Raw genomic sequence first — 14,417 nt, 5'->3', positions numbered from 1 at the left:
ACTCTCAGTAACTAACTGATAATCAATCATTTTAAAAATTGGCACACTTCATGAAATAACAAGTAAAACTTATACCTTTTACTTGATTACGAGGTTTTCATGAAGCAAAACGAAATAGTGAAAAAGTTTAGAATTATTCATGTCGTTCAGCATTTGGCACCGGGTGGCATAGAGTCGTTAGCACTCGATCTCATTCGCTTTGCTCCATCCAACGCACATGTGATAGTTCTGAGCCTAGAAGGCGAAAAACAGCAGGCTATTTCTAACTGGCCAAAACTCCAAGCTTATAGCGAAAACATTATGTTTTTGCAGAAAAAAGCAGGTATTCAACCTGATATCATCATGACATTGGCTAAAATATTTTCCGCATTACAGCCGGACACTGTTCACACACATCATATCGGTCCACTTCTCTACGCTGGCGCAGCCGCAATCATTAGTGGCGTTCCTTGTCGAATTCACACTGAACACGACATTTGGCACCTAAGCAATAAAAAGCACGTGAAAATTCAAAAGCTCGCATTAACGGCAGTAAAACCAATATTAGTTGGTGACGCTGATTATGTGAGCAAGGCGCTCAAGTCACAGTTTGATTACCACAACACCGTCACTATCAAAAACGGTATCGATTGCGAAAAGTTTAGGCCTGGATGCCAACAAAGCGCGAGAAATAGGTTTGGCCTACCATTGGCTTCGACGTTAATTGGATGCGCTGGACGATTAGAGAAAGTAAAAGGCCACGACGTAATGATCAAAGCGTTGGCTAGGCTGCCCTCAAACATGACTTTGGTTGTCGCAGGCAAAGGAAGTGAAATGGATGCATTGAAGGCGTTGAGCAAAAAATTATCTGTTGAGGACAGAGTGATTTTTCTTGGCTTAGTAGAAGACATGGCAACGTTCTATCAAGCTCTAGATTTATTCATCTTACCTTCTCGAATGGAAGGGTTCCCGCTTTCTTCACTTGAGGCTCAAGCTTGTAACATTAGAACCATTGTCTCTGACGTGGGTGCATCACGAGAAACCTTATGTCCTAAAACGGGCAGACACTTTGAAGTCAATGACTCTGCACAGCTAGCAGAAGTTGTATTCGAAACACTCCAATCACCACTAGCTTATATGCCAAGAGAGTTTGTGTTGGGACAGCATGACGTTAGGCACATGGTGGAAGCTTATCAATCAATTATGTCGGAGGCTTCATCATGCTAGATATTACTTTGATCAGCATTTTTGTTGTTTGCAGCTTTTTAATTGTTTATCACCATGCGATATACCCGCTGTTTCTTTCTTGGTACTCAAAAAGGAATCCAGAGAACCCAGTAGCTATAAGTAACAGAGGTTATCGACGTCATTGCCAAGATAGCTTGAGACCGTCTATCACCATTCTCGTACCTGCTTATAACGAGGAAAGGTGGATCGCTGACAAAATTCGAAACTTGGCCAGCCTTGACTACCCGACAAGCCAACTAAAAGTGATTATTGCTTGCGACGGTTGCACTGATAAAACAGCCGAAATAGCGCAAGCTACGATACAAGAAGCATCTTGTAGTGACACATTTTTTGAAGTTCATGTCCATCGCAAGAACAGAGGAAAAGTGGCGTTAATTAACCATCATATGAAAAGCATCAAATCCGACATAACAAGCTTCAGTGACGTATCAGCTTTAGTTTCTATCGATGCTCTGCTGATTGCTGCTGAACACTTCAAAAATAGCGATACAGGAGCGGTCAATTCTAGTTATCAGATTTTAGAGTCGGCGAACCAAGGAGAATTAAATTACTGGAAATACCAATCCAAGATTAAGCAACGTGAAGCAACCTTAGGATCTACCTTAGGGGCACATGGAGCATTTTATTTATTCCGCACACATTTATTCGAGCCTTTAAAAACAAATACCATCAACGATGACTTCGTTTTACCAATGCAAATTGTAAAAAAAGGCTTTTGTGTCAAACATGAAGAAAGAATGATCGCCTTAGAATTAGAATCAACTGATCAATCAAATGACTTTAAACGCCGAATCAGAATATCTGCTGGAAACATGCAACAGGTTATTAAACTTGCTGGACTATTTAATCCAAAATATAAAGGTGTAGCGTTCGCTTTTCTGTCTGGAAAGGGATTGAGGCTCATTACCCCATATTTGATGCTAACGTGTTTGATATGTTCTGTCGCACTCGCCTCCCACCCTATTTTTTTAGTCGCACTGCTACTACAGGTAACTTGCTACCTCATCGCGCTTACACACATTTTTATTCCATCAATTGGTGAACTAAAACCTTGCAAGATCCTCGCGTACTTGATTACCGGACACTATGCGAACTTTGTTGGAGGTATCAGATATCTACTGGGAATGGAATCAGGACGTTGGACAAGAATCAATCAATAAGGAACATCATTATGAAAAACTTATCAATTCAACCTACATGGATAGCAAAACGCTTACTAGACCTAATTGGAGCGACGATTGCAATCTTATTATTGCTTCCTGTTATGCCATTCATTGCCATCGCAATAAAAATAACTTCGGCTGGTCCCGTGTTTTATAAACAACTGCGAGTGGGAAAATCAACACCAAGCAAAATGGTCCTGTTCGAAATCATCAAATTTAGAACGATGTACCAAGATGCAGAAGCCAGAACAGGAGCTGTTTGGGCAACCGAAGATGACCCAAGAATCACGTCTGTTGGTCGTTTTTTACGAAAAACACGACTAGACGAAATACCTCAACTATTTAATGTTATCGCTGGTGACATGTCTCTTATCGGACCAAGGCCTGAGAGACCAGGATTTTACAATAAACTCGAAACAGCAATTCCTTATTTTGCTGACAGAACTTATGGCGTTTTACCCGGCATTACCGGCTTAGCACAAGTCAATCAAGGCTATGATACATGTATTGACGACGTGAGAAGAAAAGTGGCTTTCGACCATAGCTACGCTTTGTCTCTTAACTCACTAAGTAGTTGGTTTTGGACCGATATGAAAATTATCTCACAAACTTTAATGGTGATGGTAGATGGCAGAGGTCGCTAAAAATCTAGTGTCAGCCCATGATTCTCAATACAACTCATGGGCCGACACTCTAAACTAGGCAAACTTGGTTGGAGCCCAACTCAGAGAGCCTTCTATGAACGTCGCTCTAATCCAAGGTTGCTGGTCATCTTGCATAGCAGCCTCTCAAACAAAGCTATTTCATCAGCAGATAAATCACCAAACATTTTTTCATATATAACATCATCTATTGCTTTAACTTTTTCACGCACTACTTCACCATGCGGTAACAAAGAAAACAGATGACCTCGCTTATCTGATGGATTTGCTACTCGTTCTAGCAAGCCATTTTCGATCATACCCTTTAGCAAGCGCGTGACTTGCCCCTTATCTCTTTGTAGCCCAACACTAATTTCATTTGCAGTGCATGGTTGCTTGGCATGAATAAATTTGAGTAGCCGGACATACATAGGGGGAATAATTTCAGACTTTAGATTTAAGTGAGCACCAGCTAACTGCTCATGTACTTGAGTGGCAATGCTCTGCTTCAAAGCCTGTCCAAAATCTACAATCATATCGAGAGTATCGACTTTATACATACACTTCCTCATCAATCTTGTTGACAGAGTCAACAACTTTGTATTATGTTGACCCTGTCAACAAAATGTATTGTTACTATAAACAAATTTAGATAGTAGTTCACGTCAGATAGACAATTTGTCTACTAACTAATAAGGATTCAAAATGAAAATTGATAAAGACGAAGCTAAGAAACATATGGCAAATAAATCTTTTATTCACCACTTGAAAGGAAAAACAATTGAGGTTGGACTTTACGCTCTCTCAAACTCAATAAAGTTGAATAAACCCGCTCCAAGCAAGCTACCTATATGGACTTTAGAAAACGAACAAACTCAGCTGAGTGACGTCTTTGAAAAGTTTCATCAAGAAGGGAAAATGGTAGTCCTCAATATTGGCAGTTTTACTTGCCCAGTTTGGAGAGAACGCCAGCAACAGCTGCAAAACCTATGCAGGATCTATCAAGACAAAGTAGCATGTGTAACTGTGTACGTTAGGGAAGCGCACGCAAATAATGAATGGGCCCTAGATATGAACGAGAAATCTGGTATATCTTATCCCAAGCCTACCAATAACTCTGAACGAGCAGCTATAGCAAGACGAGCTAAAAAAGAACTAATGGCTGAGGATGCGATTGTCTATATTGATGGTGAGCAAAACTTACTCAATATAGCCTATGCGGCCATTCCTATTCGTATTTGTGTGGTCGACTTAAAAGGTATTCTTGTATTTCGCTCCCAAGGAACCGGGCCTTTTGGATACGATCCACAAGAAGTCGCAGAGTTTTTTGAAAAAACATTTGGAACACGACTCCACTCTAAAAAAACCGATTAAAAGAAAGCTGGTTGACATTGATTACGGCTCACATCAATGTCAAGTCTAGTACTAAAGATTTTGTGAGCATGATTTTACCTAACTCCACTTTCTTATCATGTTTTGCAAGTCTTCTCCCGTATAGGGTTTGGTTAAAATATCATTCATACCACACTCAACGCAGCGTTCACGTTCTGAAAGTGTCGTTGCGGCTGTGAGTGCAATAATGGGTAAATCATATCCTTCTTGTCGAAGGTGTTCAGTTGCTTCGAAACCATCCATTTCCGGCATTCGACAGTCCATAAATATCAGGTCATAACGGTTGTTTTTTACTGCTTCAAGAGCCTCTAAACCGTTTGTAGATATATCAGGCTTTATGTCTAATTTTTGCAGCATTTGATTGATAATGATCTGATTCATCCGAATATCATCGACAACCAAAATAGACAATTTATCAATACTCTTTAGAATCTCCGCTCGATCGGTATCAACTTCTATTTCACCTTCTGAAACTTTTAAAGGCAATGATATATAAAAGGTTGTCCCAACGTCTTGCTCACTCTCGAAAGAAATCTCCCCTTTCATGAGTTCAACAAGATGCTTACATATCGCTAAACCTAATCCGGTTCCTTCATGATGGCGATTGCTCGATATGTCCGCTTGAACAAATGGATTAAAAAGATTCTTTTGCGCAGCAGCAGAGATTCCAATACCAGTATCCTTTACCTCACAGCAAAGGCTTCCTTGCTCCCAAGCAAAACTTAAGTTTACACTGCCTTTATCAGTAAACTTTATCGCGTTTCCGACTATGTTAACTAACACCTGACTGACTCGCTCGAAATCACCAATGAAATATTCAGGAATAGTATTTTCCATTTCTATATTGAATTTAATTTGCTGTTCTGCAGCTTTTATTGAAAAGATTCCCTTGAGCGTAGATTCAAGCTGTACCCAACTAAACTTACTAGGGATCAACTCCATCATATCAGCACTCATTTTACTAAAATCGAGTAGATCATTAATGATTGATCTAAGTAGAGCTCCGGAAGATTTCAAGTTGGATAAGTAATTTTCTTGTTGTTGGCTCAACGATGTTTCAGATAGCAATTCAGCACTACCAAGCAAACCATTTAAAGGCGTTCTTAATTCGTGATTGATCATCGCAACAAACTCTTTAATCGACTTTTCTGAGTTTTCGGCTCTATGGCGCGCTTCGATAGTCGCACTGATCATTTTCTGTCTACTAATTGCACTGCAAAATAACTCTGCTACCAACTCCATTTGATTCACGATAAAGTTTTTGCTTATCTCTCCTTCCAAAGAAATATCAAAAAGAAGCTCTCCGACAAGCTCTGCATCAATGATAATAGGTATATGTAGTATCTCGTCACACCAGAAAACAACGTCCTTATGCCCTTCTAGCTGCACAGTGAGTTTATTTAACAGCTGACGGTCTCCATATTCACAGACCCTCAAACCTTGCAATACTTCTGGGTCGATTCTTAAATACGTTGCTGAGATAACCTCTGCACCTGACAAAGTGGTTAAAAAAGTGCGAATTTGTGTTTCATCAACTTGGTTAGATAGAAAAGACCGACCAAATTGGATCAAAGTTCTGTCGATCAGCTCTTCAAATTCAAATTTCTTTAAGTCACTGAGTGTTTGATTTTTAAGGTGCCTTAACGCCATCTCCAAGTGTTGATTCGACTCATAAAGTTCCCTTGATTTATCTTCTAGGAGCTTCTCAGCCTCTTTTCGTCCAGCCTTTTCTCTAGCCAGTTGTCGCTCAATTGGTGACTTATTTGTCATACGACACCTACACTACCGATAAATAAAATCGAACATGGCTTCCGTCAGATGACTGATTCGACATTTTAATATCTAACGTTTGATTTAATTTGTCAGCACACCCTTGAACTAAGCCGAGGCATACATGAGACATACATCGAGCACTATGGTAATCAAACTCTAAGTTGGATTCTGTCTCAGATAAAAAGTTGAATTTGGGTGGGTTTGCATCCGGGTAAAGTTTTTTCACTTCAATATGGATATAGTTTTCTACTTGGCGTAAAAACTGAAATGTAGTGTGGCAATCTGATATTGGTGCATTGTCAGGCAAGCTGTTATACAAGTTCATAAACACAGCTCTTCCAAATACTTGCTGTAGATCTTCTGCTGACGTTTTTGTTAGCTTGCTGAGTGACACAATTAGGTTGACTAGATCTTTGTGGCTATAGCTCCCTACTGACGTATACACACCAGCATCACTCGATATTTCAAGCATTTCATCCAGCACTTCGATGCCAAATTCACGCTCAACTAATTCTAGAAACTCAGTAAAAATGATTCCTTTCATAAGGTTACTCCAAACCTATTAAACCGTAGAAACTCTTGGGTAAAGTATCAATATAGTTGACTAACTTTACAATTGGATTAGTGCATTTTCACGCAATTACATTTCAAAAAAGAATTGTCGGAGTCTAACTAACCGTTAACTGGACAAAGAGTCCAAGAAAAACCTTACGCCAAGGCTAAAAACAATATCGGTGGAATTACTCATGTTATAAATGTTCTCAGTTGCAGACGCTTCAAACTGGGCAAAATCCTTTAAGTAGTAGCGATATCCCAAAACTACCTCTTGCGACGCTTTAGTAAACTCCTCGTCATGTTCTAGCATTCCCTCAAAGCCATGATATTCCAGCATCAACTCGTGATTCTGTAAAAAACGATAACCATAACCTGCAGCCCATGCACCAGTAAATCTTTTTACTGGCATCGTCCCAAATATATGTTCATCCGAGGAGTGCAGTGTTCCACCTAGTGTTGCAAAAAAAGAACTTGCTCCATAAAAGATCGAATAGTTGACTTGGAACCCTTGATCAAAAGTCGAAGCTGCGAACGGTGAGTTATTAACTTTGTTGTAATACAGCGTCGCCCCGATTGACAGAGCTTGACGTGAAGTACGAAATGCCTGCCATTGTAAGTAGCCATGTATCGCACTAACCATGATTTTGTCGTCAAAGTCGTTGATGTGAATGTTATACGTGTTGCTATCGATATTGTTTTGATGCTTATCTTCATCCTGACGACCATTTTGCGGAATATCGACAAAGTCATGAAAGTCAATGGTTAATGTATCAAGATGATTGTTGGCGGACCAAGCTAGTTGATATTTTAGTTCCGCACTCCAAGAATCACTGACGCGCCAAGCTATGCCAGATACTACCTGATTTTGATAGTAGTCCAATTGGATATCTCGACCTTGAGCCCAAACACTTGCTGCACTACCAATAAAAAACACTTCTGCTTCATCAACCAGCTCTGCCGAGCGTAGCTGGGTTGTTAAGGTAAGAGCCTGAAATGGTGAGGCCGGATAAGTTCTAAAAGGAGAAGACTGACGTGAAGACTTACACTCCGCTTGTACACTATCCTCTTCGCAAATTGAGAGAGCACCAGCAAAAGAAAAGCTTGGAGCAAAGATATAAAGCGAGCTGAGTCCCCAGCTCAGAAAGTATCTATTCCTTGATTGTTGTTCCATCTAAAACCTATTTGATTCCAGAATGTTAAGACCTCATATATTTATTTAAATTCTAGAGCAATACTCAGACTTTCATAAAACTTTAATAACAACTGTGAGATACGCCATGCATGAAACTTTTTACAGTGTGAATTGAGTACTGCAGCTAAGCCTTATCGACTCGCACTACTAATATTAATATGACACTGTACATTTCAGATGAAGGAGAACACTGAAGAAGTGTCAAATAAAGCGTTCAAAGCAGCAAAACGCTAAAGTTCCATACACTCTAGCAACACTAGTTTTTGAATAGATAAGTACTATAGGGATCATAAATGTCAGAACATACTTGCGAAATATGCTTAGCTACACATTGCAATGATGCTCAGTGTCAACTTTTGACCAAACAGAAGGCCAAAATGGCTCCTTTTATTTATCAAACTACTTATGGAAAGCTTGAACGTGATCGGCGTAAAGCTCAGGCTCTGGTTGAGGCTGAGAAAGTGAAAATAAAGGAACAAGAGCGTTTAATGAAGAAAGAAAAAGAGCAACTGTTTAAGGAAAAGTGCGAGACTGTCTTCGAACAATCTCTTGATAAGATCGAAGGAGCAACGAGGGCAAATACTAGCCTCATAAACATCCCTAGTGGTATTAAAGAAATATCCCCTGTTGAAGAAAAAACACGCTCTAGCTACATTGCACACTTAAAAAATATCATTGACGAAGCTTTTTCTAAAAACATTTTAGATATAATAAAAAACTCATACGAATCTGAAAAGTTATGCGAATCCGAAGACTTATTCAAAGGAAGAGTATGGTTACAGAATGTCTCCGAGAATGTTTGTGCTGTGTGTAAAGGGGGGTGCTGTATCGGTGGTGGCGATAGAGCATACCTGACCGTAGAAACTATAAATCGAATAAGAAGTCGTTTTACACTGATTACAAAGAAAGAAGTATTAGAGCAATATATTTTTCATATAGCTAAAGACTCTGTAACCGAATCTTGTATTAATCAAACACCCACTGGCTGTGCACTTCCTAGAGAGTTACGCTCTGACACTTGCAATAATTACTTTTGCAAATCTTTAAAAAACTATCTTTATAACGAGCCAGAGAAAAAAGTGATCGCCATTCAAAGTCGCCCTCCTAGTCTTGAGGAAGTGGCCACTATACCAAGTAGCTTTCGTTGTTTTACGACAGAATCAAATGACATAATTGACGTGCTCTTCATAGAAGAAAATAGCTCTATAAAGGTTACTTGAACTTCGCCCAAAAGGGATCAAGTCCGTCATCACGAGTCGACATCGAGTTCATATTTGGTTTCATTTTCTGCCAAGTCCGCAGCGGTGATCGTTGCAACATATTCTCCCTCTGGAACGATAAAGTGGAAGGTATACTCATCGTCATTTTGACTGATGTTGGTGGGCATGTAATTGTTTTGCGTATCTTTCGAGACAAACCGTGCAATCACCTTATTTGGATTTAGGTTAGCATCTGAAATACTGGCGTATAACTCAACGTCATAGCCAACATTGCCAGCCTCAGCAATGGTTTTGTAACTGACAAGACGAATGTCTGGCTTTTCAAAATCCACATAAACCATGCGACTGAGGTATTTCATATCATCGTAGAAATATTCCGTCGATTCCCTACCAATAGCATCAATCGAAGAGATTTTCAGCGTATATTGCCCTTGTTGCGAGCTCTGGAAGTTCCAACTGCCTTGCGCTGAGCCAAGTTCAAAACTTCCTGATTCAGTGATATCGCTACTGCCACCTGATAACTCAATGGTGTAGCTGTCCGCCCCAACGACGCCTGAACTCGCAGTGTCTATGGAGTAATCTTGAGAAGGCGCCTTGATGACTAACGCGTCACCCACAGTTTCTATATTTTGAAACAAATTCAGTGTCACCTGTGGCGCTGAAATATCGATGGTGCGCGTACTCATCACTTGGTGGCCAACCTTGTCGATTGCGGTGATCTCCACTTTAACGCTTGATATCCCTTCCAGTTGAGAGCGTTCAACCTCAAAACTCGTCAGGTCACTTGCGTTCTCTTTGACAATCTCCTCTAGGGTCATCTGATCATCAAGTGTCACCGCGTATTTCACACTAGACAGACCACTACTAGCATCTGAAATATCAAAGCTAAAGCGGACATGTGACTCACTATTGGTCTCTACACCAATCAAGTCACCAATTTCAGGAGCGCGGTTGTCAACATATAGCGAAATACTATCACTAGCAGACGTCCCCCAGACATCAATAACCTGAACACTGTCATTAATCGCAGCCCCATCTTCAATATTTGGAACAGGAGAGATGACCTCAATACAGCGGTAACTCGCATCGTCTTCACAGGGTTGACCATGCAGCCCCTCCGTTAAGATCTGCGGTATGCCACCCACATTCACCTCAATGCTAGAAACCTCCGAGTTATTATACAGTTTATAACGTAAGCCTAAGGTGACTGGATTTTCGTCAATATAACCGTTACTTGACGCCGAGGAGCTGTAAATAGCCACATCTATGTTGCCAGAAGGCTTAATCAGTTCAATAGATTGAGAGGTACTGTTGCCCGCTAAATCGGACAGATTTTTTATCGTGAAGGTATGTTCGGTGTCTGTCGCTTTAAGAAGATCACTGTATATTCCCTTATAACTACATCTAGTGGTGTCATTCTCTGTAAAACAACTATCTGGATAGAACTGCTGATTACCATTTTTTTTATCTAAATAGGGCAGTTTCGATTTATCTGAAATATCTACTCCAGATAGATTGTCACTGTAGAGCAGATCAAGTGTGAGCTGTTTCTCCCCAGAGTTACCTTCCCCTAAATTGGAAAGTTGCAATAAGTAACGCTCGTCTGTATCTAGTGTTGGTGGATCAATATCCACCATAGAAAAACGGAATGTTTGTACCGACTCTAAGGTATTCGAACCAACCGCTTTGGTGATAAGTACAGGGTCGTCAAAGTTGTCCAAAAAAGAGAGAGTACAACTTGATAAACTGGTGCTGTTTACGTAAGGACCATCATCTTGCGGAATACCACTTCCTTGATAATCATTTCGTACCCAGCATTCTAAAGAAGTGACGGACAGTTCTTCACTGGCTACAGTGAAATTCACAGTAAGGGAAGTATTCGCGATGGTGCTGGCAAAGTCACTCGATACCTGCAATTCAATCGGTTGACGCTGAATATCTAACGTAGTTTTGTCTTGCCAGTCCAACTTGTCGGACAGATTAATGTATTGGGTGCCATTCCCTGCACTGAACTCTAAAACGAGCTGACCATCTTTATCGAAGTCTTTTGCCTGAATAGTCGCAACCCAAACTCCATCTTGCTCACTTCCAGAATCCAATGTGAACTTTGATGTTTTACTCGCTCCTTGTTCCCCTGAATAATAGTAAGTGACTTGAGGATCACTCACTCCACTGATATCCGAAGCGGTAAGCGTCAGCTTTAAACCCAAATCCGATTTAATCACTTGGCTATTGGCTATTTCACTGCCATCAGCATACTGAATGCTAAACTCAGCTATTGGACCATCTCGGTTAACTTGTACAAGAAACTCTTTGGTACTTGAGTTTCCACGCACATCGACTGCTTTAACCAGTAATAACGAATCTTGCTGCATATTGGAAAGAATGACACTGCCTTGATTCAGTGAACTGCCACCATAGGAACTATCTGGCGGTGTATCGCCTGTGTATATCCAGTAGCGAGTCTGACTAGTATTGACGCCCTCTTCTGATATTTTGCCATCACTGTCTAAATCGTACGTTTCAACATCAAATTGATAGTTACTCGCGTAATAATCACTGCTGTCATAACCCGAAAGCTCAATAATCGGACCATCAAGATCAAGGACAAATGGCGACAAAGATACGGTGCGTGACTCAAATCCATTGACGTCGATAGCCTTTAACTGAAGCGTGACTTTTGTGGAATTGGAGATATCTATTTTTTCAACATCTGAATCAGATAACGTTATACGCAAAGGCTCATCAATGGCTGGTCCGGAGTGAACAGACACCACCTTAATCGGTGTACTGGCCCCTTGTTGCAGCACCTCCACACTCTCTACTCCACTGTTGTCCTTTAACGAAGCAATTTGGATAGTGAATTGGCTACCCATCACGTAGCTCTCTCCCGTACTGCTATCGGTGATTTCCGGTGAGTCCAAAGTGAGCTGTGGCCCTTGATTGTCGACATAGAGTTCATATCTGGTTTCATTTTCTACCATGTCCACAGCGGTAATCGTTGCGGCATATTCTCCCTCAGGTACTGTAAAGTGGAAGGTATACTCATCATCAATTTGGCTGACATTGGTGGGCAGGTAAGTATTTTGCGTGTCTTTTGAGACAAACTGCGCAGCCACCTTATTGGGATTTAAATTGGCATCTGAAATGCTGGCATACAACTCAACATCGTAGTAGCCATTGCCAACCTTAGAAATGGTTTTATAGTTAACGAGACGAATGTCTGGCTTTTCAAAATCCACATAAACATTGCGTCCAAGGTATTGCTTATCATCATAAAAATACCCTACCGATTCTCTGCCAATGGTATCAATTGAAGAGATTTTTAGCCTGTATTGCCCTTGCTGTGAGCTCTCAAAACTCCAACTACCTTCTGCTGAGCCAAATTCGAAATTGCCTGATTCGGTGATATCGCCACTATCACCTAAAAGCTCGATAGTATAACTAGCTGGCCCTACAAACCCTGAACTCTCGGTTTCTATTAAATAATCTTGTGGGGACTCCTTAATAACAATAGAGTTGCCGACAGTTTCAACTTTTCTCAGAGAGTTTAGTGTTATTTGCGGGGCAGAAATATCAATGGTTTCCGTGCTCGTGTTGTCGTGGCCAACTTTATCGATGGCTGTTATCGACACTTTCACGCTTGAAGTGCCCTCAAATAAAGAGCGTGCAAGATCAAGATACTTAATCTCATTTGAGCCAATTTCGAGGCTTTCTTGGATACTGGTTCGGTTATCAGGAGTTATGACGTAACTGACAGACTGAAGGCCACTACTGAAATCCGATATATCAACCCAAAAGCGCACTTTAGTATCATCATCATTTGATGTTTCCACAGTTTTAATTGCACCTATTTCTGGAGCGCTATTATCGACCTTTACTGAGATGCTATCGCTCGCTGATACGCCCCAGCCATCCTCAACCGTAGCGCTAATGTCGATAGTTGTTCCATCGCTTACTGTTGGAACTTCCGAGGCCAACTCAATACAACGGTAACTTGGGTCGTCTTCACAAGGTTTCGCGTTTGAAATATCGGTGAATGTGTGAGGGAGACCCCCGACATTCGTTTCAATGCTATAAAGTTCAGAGTTGTCATACAGTTTGTAACGCAGACCTAACGTGAGTCGGTTCTCATCAATATAGTTGTCTCTCGCTAATGGGCCAAAAATAGACATATCTATATTACCAAATGGCGTAACAAGCTCGATAGTTTCCACTGTATTGTTCCCGGCTAAATCAGACAGGTTTTTAATCGTAAATTTATGCTCCGTTTCGCTAGGTTTGATAAAATCAGTGTATACACCGCTATATGTGCATTCAGTGATTTGATTGGAAGTCGTACAAACACTCGGGAAAAACTGCTGCTTGCCGTTAACCTTTTCTAAATACGGTCTTTTTGACGGCTCACTTACATCAACACCTGCAAGGTTGTCACTAAAAGGTATAGAAAACTTGAGCTCTTTTTCTTTACTAGCGCCCTTCGTAATCTGTCCAGATTGCAGTTGATAACTCTCGCCAGTCTCTACTGTTGGAGGATCAACATCAATCATTGCAAAACCAAATGTTTGCACGGATTCAGAACCATTTGAGCCAATAGCTTTGGTAATAAGCACTGGCTCATCAAAGTTATCTGTTACGTTTAAGGTGCAACTCGATGGGCTAGCGCTTTTCACATATGGGGAGCTGGTATCTGCTGGCGAATCTTCACCTCGATAACTGTTACGTACCCAACACTCTAAAGATGCAACAGAAATAGAGTCATTCGCTAGCGTAAAGTTCACCGTCAGGGAGCCGTTGGCAACAGTAGTAGCAAAATTGTTCGGCACTTGCAGCTCCACTTTTTGCCTCTGAATGGATAATCTCGCTTGATCCTGCCACTTCAGTTTATCTGACTGTTGGATATACTTAGTCTCGTTCCCCGCGTGGAGATCTATTATGAATTGACCCTCTTCAGCAAAGTCCTTTGCCGGTATGCTCGCCTCCCAAACACCATCTTGTTCAGTTCCAGAAGCGAGCGTAAATTTTGTCGTTTTGCTGTAGTCCTGCTGTTCCGAGTAATAGTAAGTTGCTTGGGGTTCATCAACACCACTTATATCTGACGCTGCAAGAGTTATTTTCAAGCCCGTGTCTGACTTAGTCACTTTGTCGTTTTCTAACTCACTGCCATCTGAATACTGAATGCTATACTCGCGCTCGGAGCACTTAAGTTGACTTGCACTAGGAACTCTTCGCTGTTGTCATTTCCTCGAACATC

Annotated in this window: 10 protein-coding genes; 5 read left to right on the top strand and 5 right to left on the bottom strand. The window is 40.9% G+C overall.

Annotation, left to right across the window (positions count from 1 at the left end; translation table 11 throughout):
- Positions 1 to 99: 99 nt before the first annotated feature.
- From ACM2FC_RS02530 to ACM2FC_RS02520, 3 genes are read left to right on the top strand one after another with little or no spacing between them, the layout of a single operon-like run.
- The gene (locus ACM2FC_RS02530; RefSeq protein WP_498479253.1) at positions 100 to 1,206 is read left to right on the top strand and encodes a glycosyltransferase; all 1,107 of its coding nucleotides are present in this window, start codon (positions 100 to 102) and stop codon (positions 1,204 to 1,206) included.
- Complete coding sequence (locus ACM2FC_RS02525) at positions 1,200 to 2,387, top strand: glycosyltransferase family 2 protein (protein ID WP_498479252.1); 1,188 nt, start codon at positions 1,200 to 1,202, stop codon at positions 2,385 to 2,387. Before ACM2FC_RS02530 ends, ACM2FC_RS02525 begins: the two co-directional genes overlap by 7 nt.
- Before the next feature lie 11 nt (positions 2,388 to 2,398).
- Positions 2,399 to 3,034 (top strand): sugar transferase, encoded by a 636-nt coding sequence (locus ACM2FC_RS02520; RefSeq protein ID WP_498479251.1) that lies wholly within the window; start codon positions 2,399 to 2,401, stop codon positions 3,032 to 3,034.
- 92 nt (positions 3,035 to 3,126) lie between these two features.
- Here ACM2FC_RS02520 and ACM2FC_RS02515 read toward each other — a convergent pair whose 3' ends face one another.
- Positions 3,127 to 3,591, bottom strand: a complete 465-nt coding sequence (locus ACM2FC_RS02515) for a MarR family winged helix-turn-helix transcriptional regulator (protein WP_498479250.1) — start codon at positions 3,589 to 3,591, stop codon at positions 3,127 to 3,129.
- Between the two features lie 145 nt (positions 3,592 to 3,736).
- Here ACM2FC_RS02515 and ACM2FC_RS02510 point away from each other — a divergent pair, with 145 nt between their 5' ends.
- A complete protein-coding gene (locus ACM2FC_RS02510) occupies positions 3,737 to 4,405 on the top strand; it encodes a deiodinase-like protein (protein WP_498479249.1) in 669 nt (222 codons plus the stop codon).
- Positions 4,406 to 4,483: 78 nt separating this feature from the next.
- Here the strand turns inward: ACM2FC_RS02510 and ACM2FC_RS02505 are convergent, their stop codons facing one another.
- From ACM2FC_RS02505 to ACM2FC_RS02495, 3 genes are all read right to left on the bottom strand, one after another.
- Entirely contained in the window at positions 4,484 to 6,193 is a 1,710-nt protein-coding gene (locus ACM2FC_RS02505; RefSeq protein WP_498479248.1) for a response regulator, read from the bottom strand.
- A 7-nt stretch (positions 6,194 to 6,200) separates the two neighbouring features.
- Complete coding sequence (locus ACM2FC_RS02500) at positions 6,201 to 6,740, bottom strand: heme NO-binding domain-containing protein (RefSeq protein ID WP_498479247.1); 540 nt, start codon at positions 6,738 to 6,740, stop codon at positions 6,201 to 6,203.
- A 135-nt stretch (positions 6,741 to 6,875) separates the two neighbouring features.
- Positions 6,876 to 7,922 (bottom strand): DUF3187 family protein, encoded by a 1,047-nt coding sequence (locus ACM2FC_RS02495; RefSeq protein WP_498479246.1) that lies wholly within the window; start codon positions 7,920 to 7,922, stop codon positions 6,876 to 6,878.
- A gap of 314 nt (positions 7,923 to 8,236) precedes the next feature.
- Here ACM2FC_RS02495 and ACM2FC_RS02490 point away from each other — a divergent pair, with 314 nt between their 5' ends.
- Positions 8,237 to 9,163, top strand: coding sequence for a hypothetical protein (locus ACM2FC_RS02490; protein ID WP_498479245.1), 927 nt, complete (start codon positions 8,237 to 8,239; stop codon positions 9,161 to 9,163).
- 29 nt (positions 9,164 to 9,192) lie between these two features.
- Here ACM2FC_RS02490 and ACM2FC_RS02485 read toward each other — a convergent pair whose 3' ends face one another.
- Positions 9,193 to 14,304, bottom strand: a complete 5,112-nt coding sequence (locus ACM2FC_RS02485; RefSeq protein ID WP_498479244.1) for a hypothetical protein — start codon at positions 14,302 to 14,304, stop codon at positions 9,193 to 9,195.
- Positions 14,305 to 14,417 lie beyond the last annotated feature (113 nt).

The sequence above is a fragment of the Vibrio sp. A37 genome (genome assembly GCF_059777565.1).
The sequence above is the reverse complement of the archived record's forward strand: the minus strand, read 5'-3'. Positions and strand labels throughout refer to the sequence as shown.

Bases quoted from the DNA above. Each gene is read 5' to 3' on its own strand.
- ACM2FC_RS02530 (WP_498479253.1), top strand. From the start codon at position 100: ATGAAGCAAAACGAAATAGTGAAAAAGTTTAGAATTATTCATGTCGTT.
- ACM2FC_RS02525 (WP_498479252.1), top strand. From the start codon at position 1,200: ATGCTAGATATTACTTTGATCAGCATTTTTGTTGTTTGCAGCTTTTTA.
- ACM2FC_RS02520 (WP_498479251.1), top strand. From the start codon at position 2,399: ATGAAAAACTTATCAATTCAACCTACATGGATAGCAAAACGCTTACTA.
- ACM2FC_RS02515 (WP_498479250.1), bottom strand. From the start codon at position 3,591: ATGTATAAAGTCGATACTCTCGATATGATTGTAGATTTTGGACAGGCT.
- ACM2FC_RS02510 (WP_498479249.1), top strand. From the start codon at position 3,737: ATGAAAATTGATAAAGACGAAGCTAAGAAACATATGGCAAATAAATCT.
- ACM2FC_RS02505 (WP_498479248.1), bottom strand. From the start codon at position 6,193: ATGACAAATAAGTCACCAATTGAGCGACAACTGGCTAGAGAAAAGGCT.
- ACM2FC_RS02500 (WP_498479247.1), bottom strand. From the start codon at position 6,740: ATGAAAGGAATCATTTTTACTGAGTTTCTAGAATTAGTTGAGCGTGAA.
- ACM2FC_RS02495 (WP_498479246.1), bottom strand. From the start codon at position 7,922: ATGGAACAACAATCAAGGAATAGATACTTTCTGAGCTGGGGACTCAGC.
- ACM2FC_RS02490 (WP_498479245.1), top strand. From the start codon at position 8,237: ATGTCAGAACATACTTGCGAAATATGCTTAGCTACACATTGCAATGAT.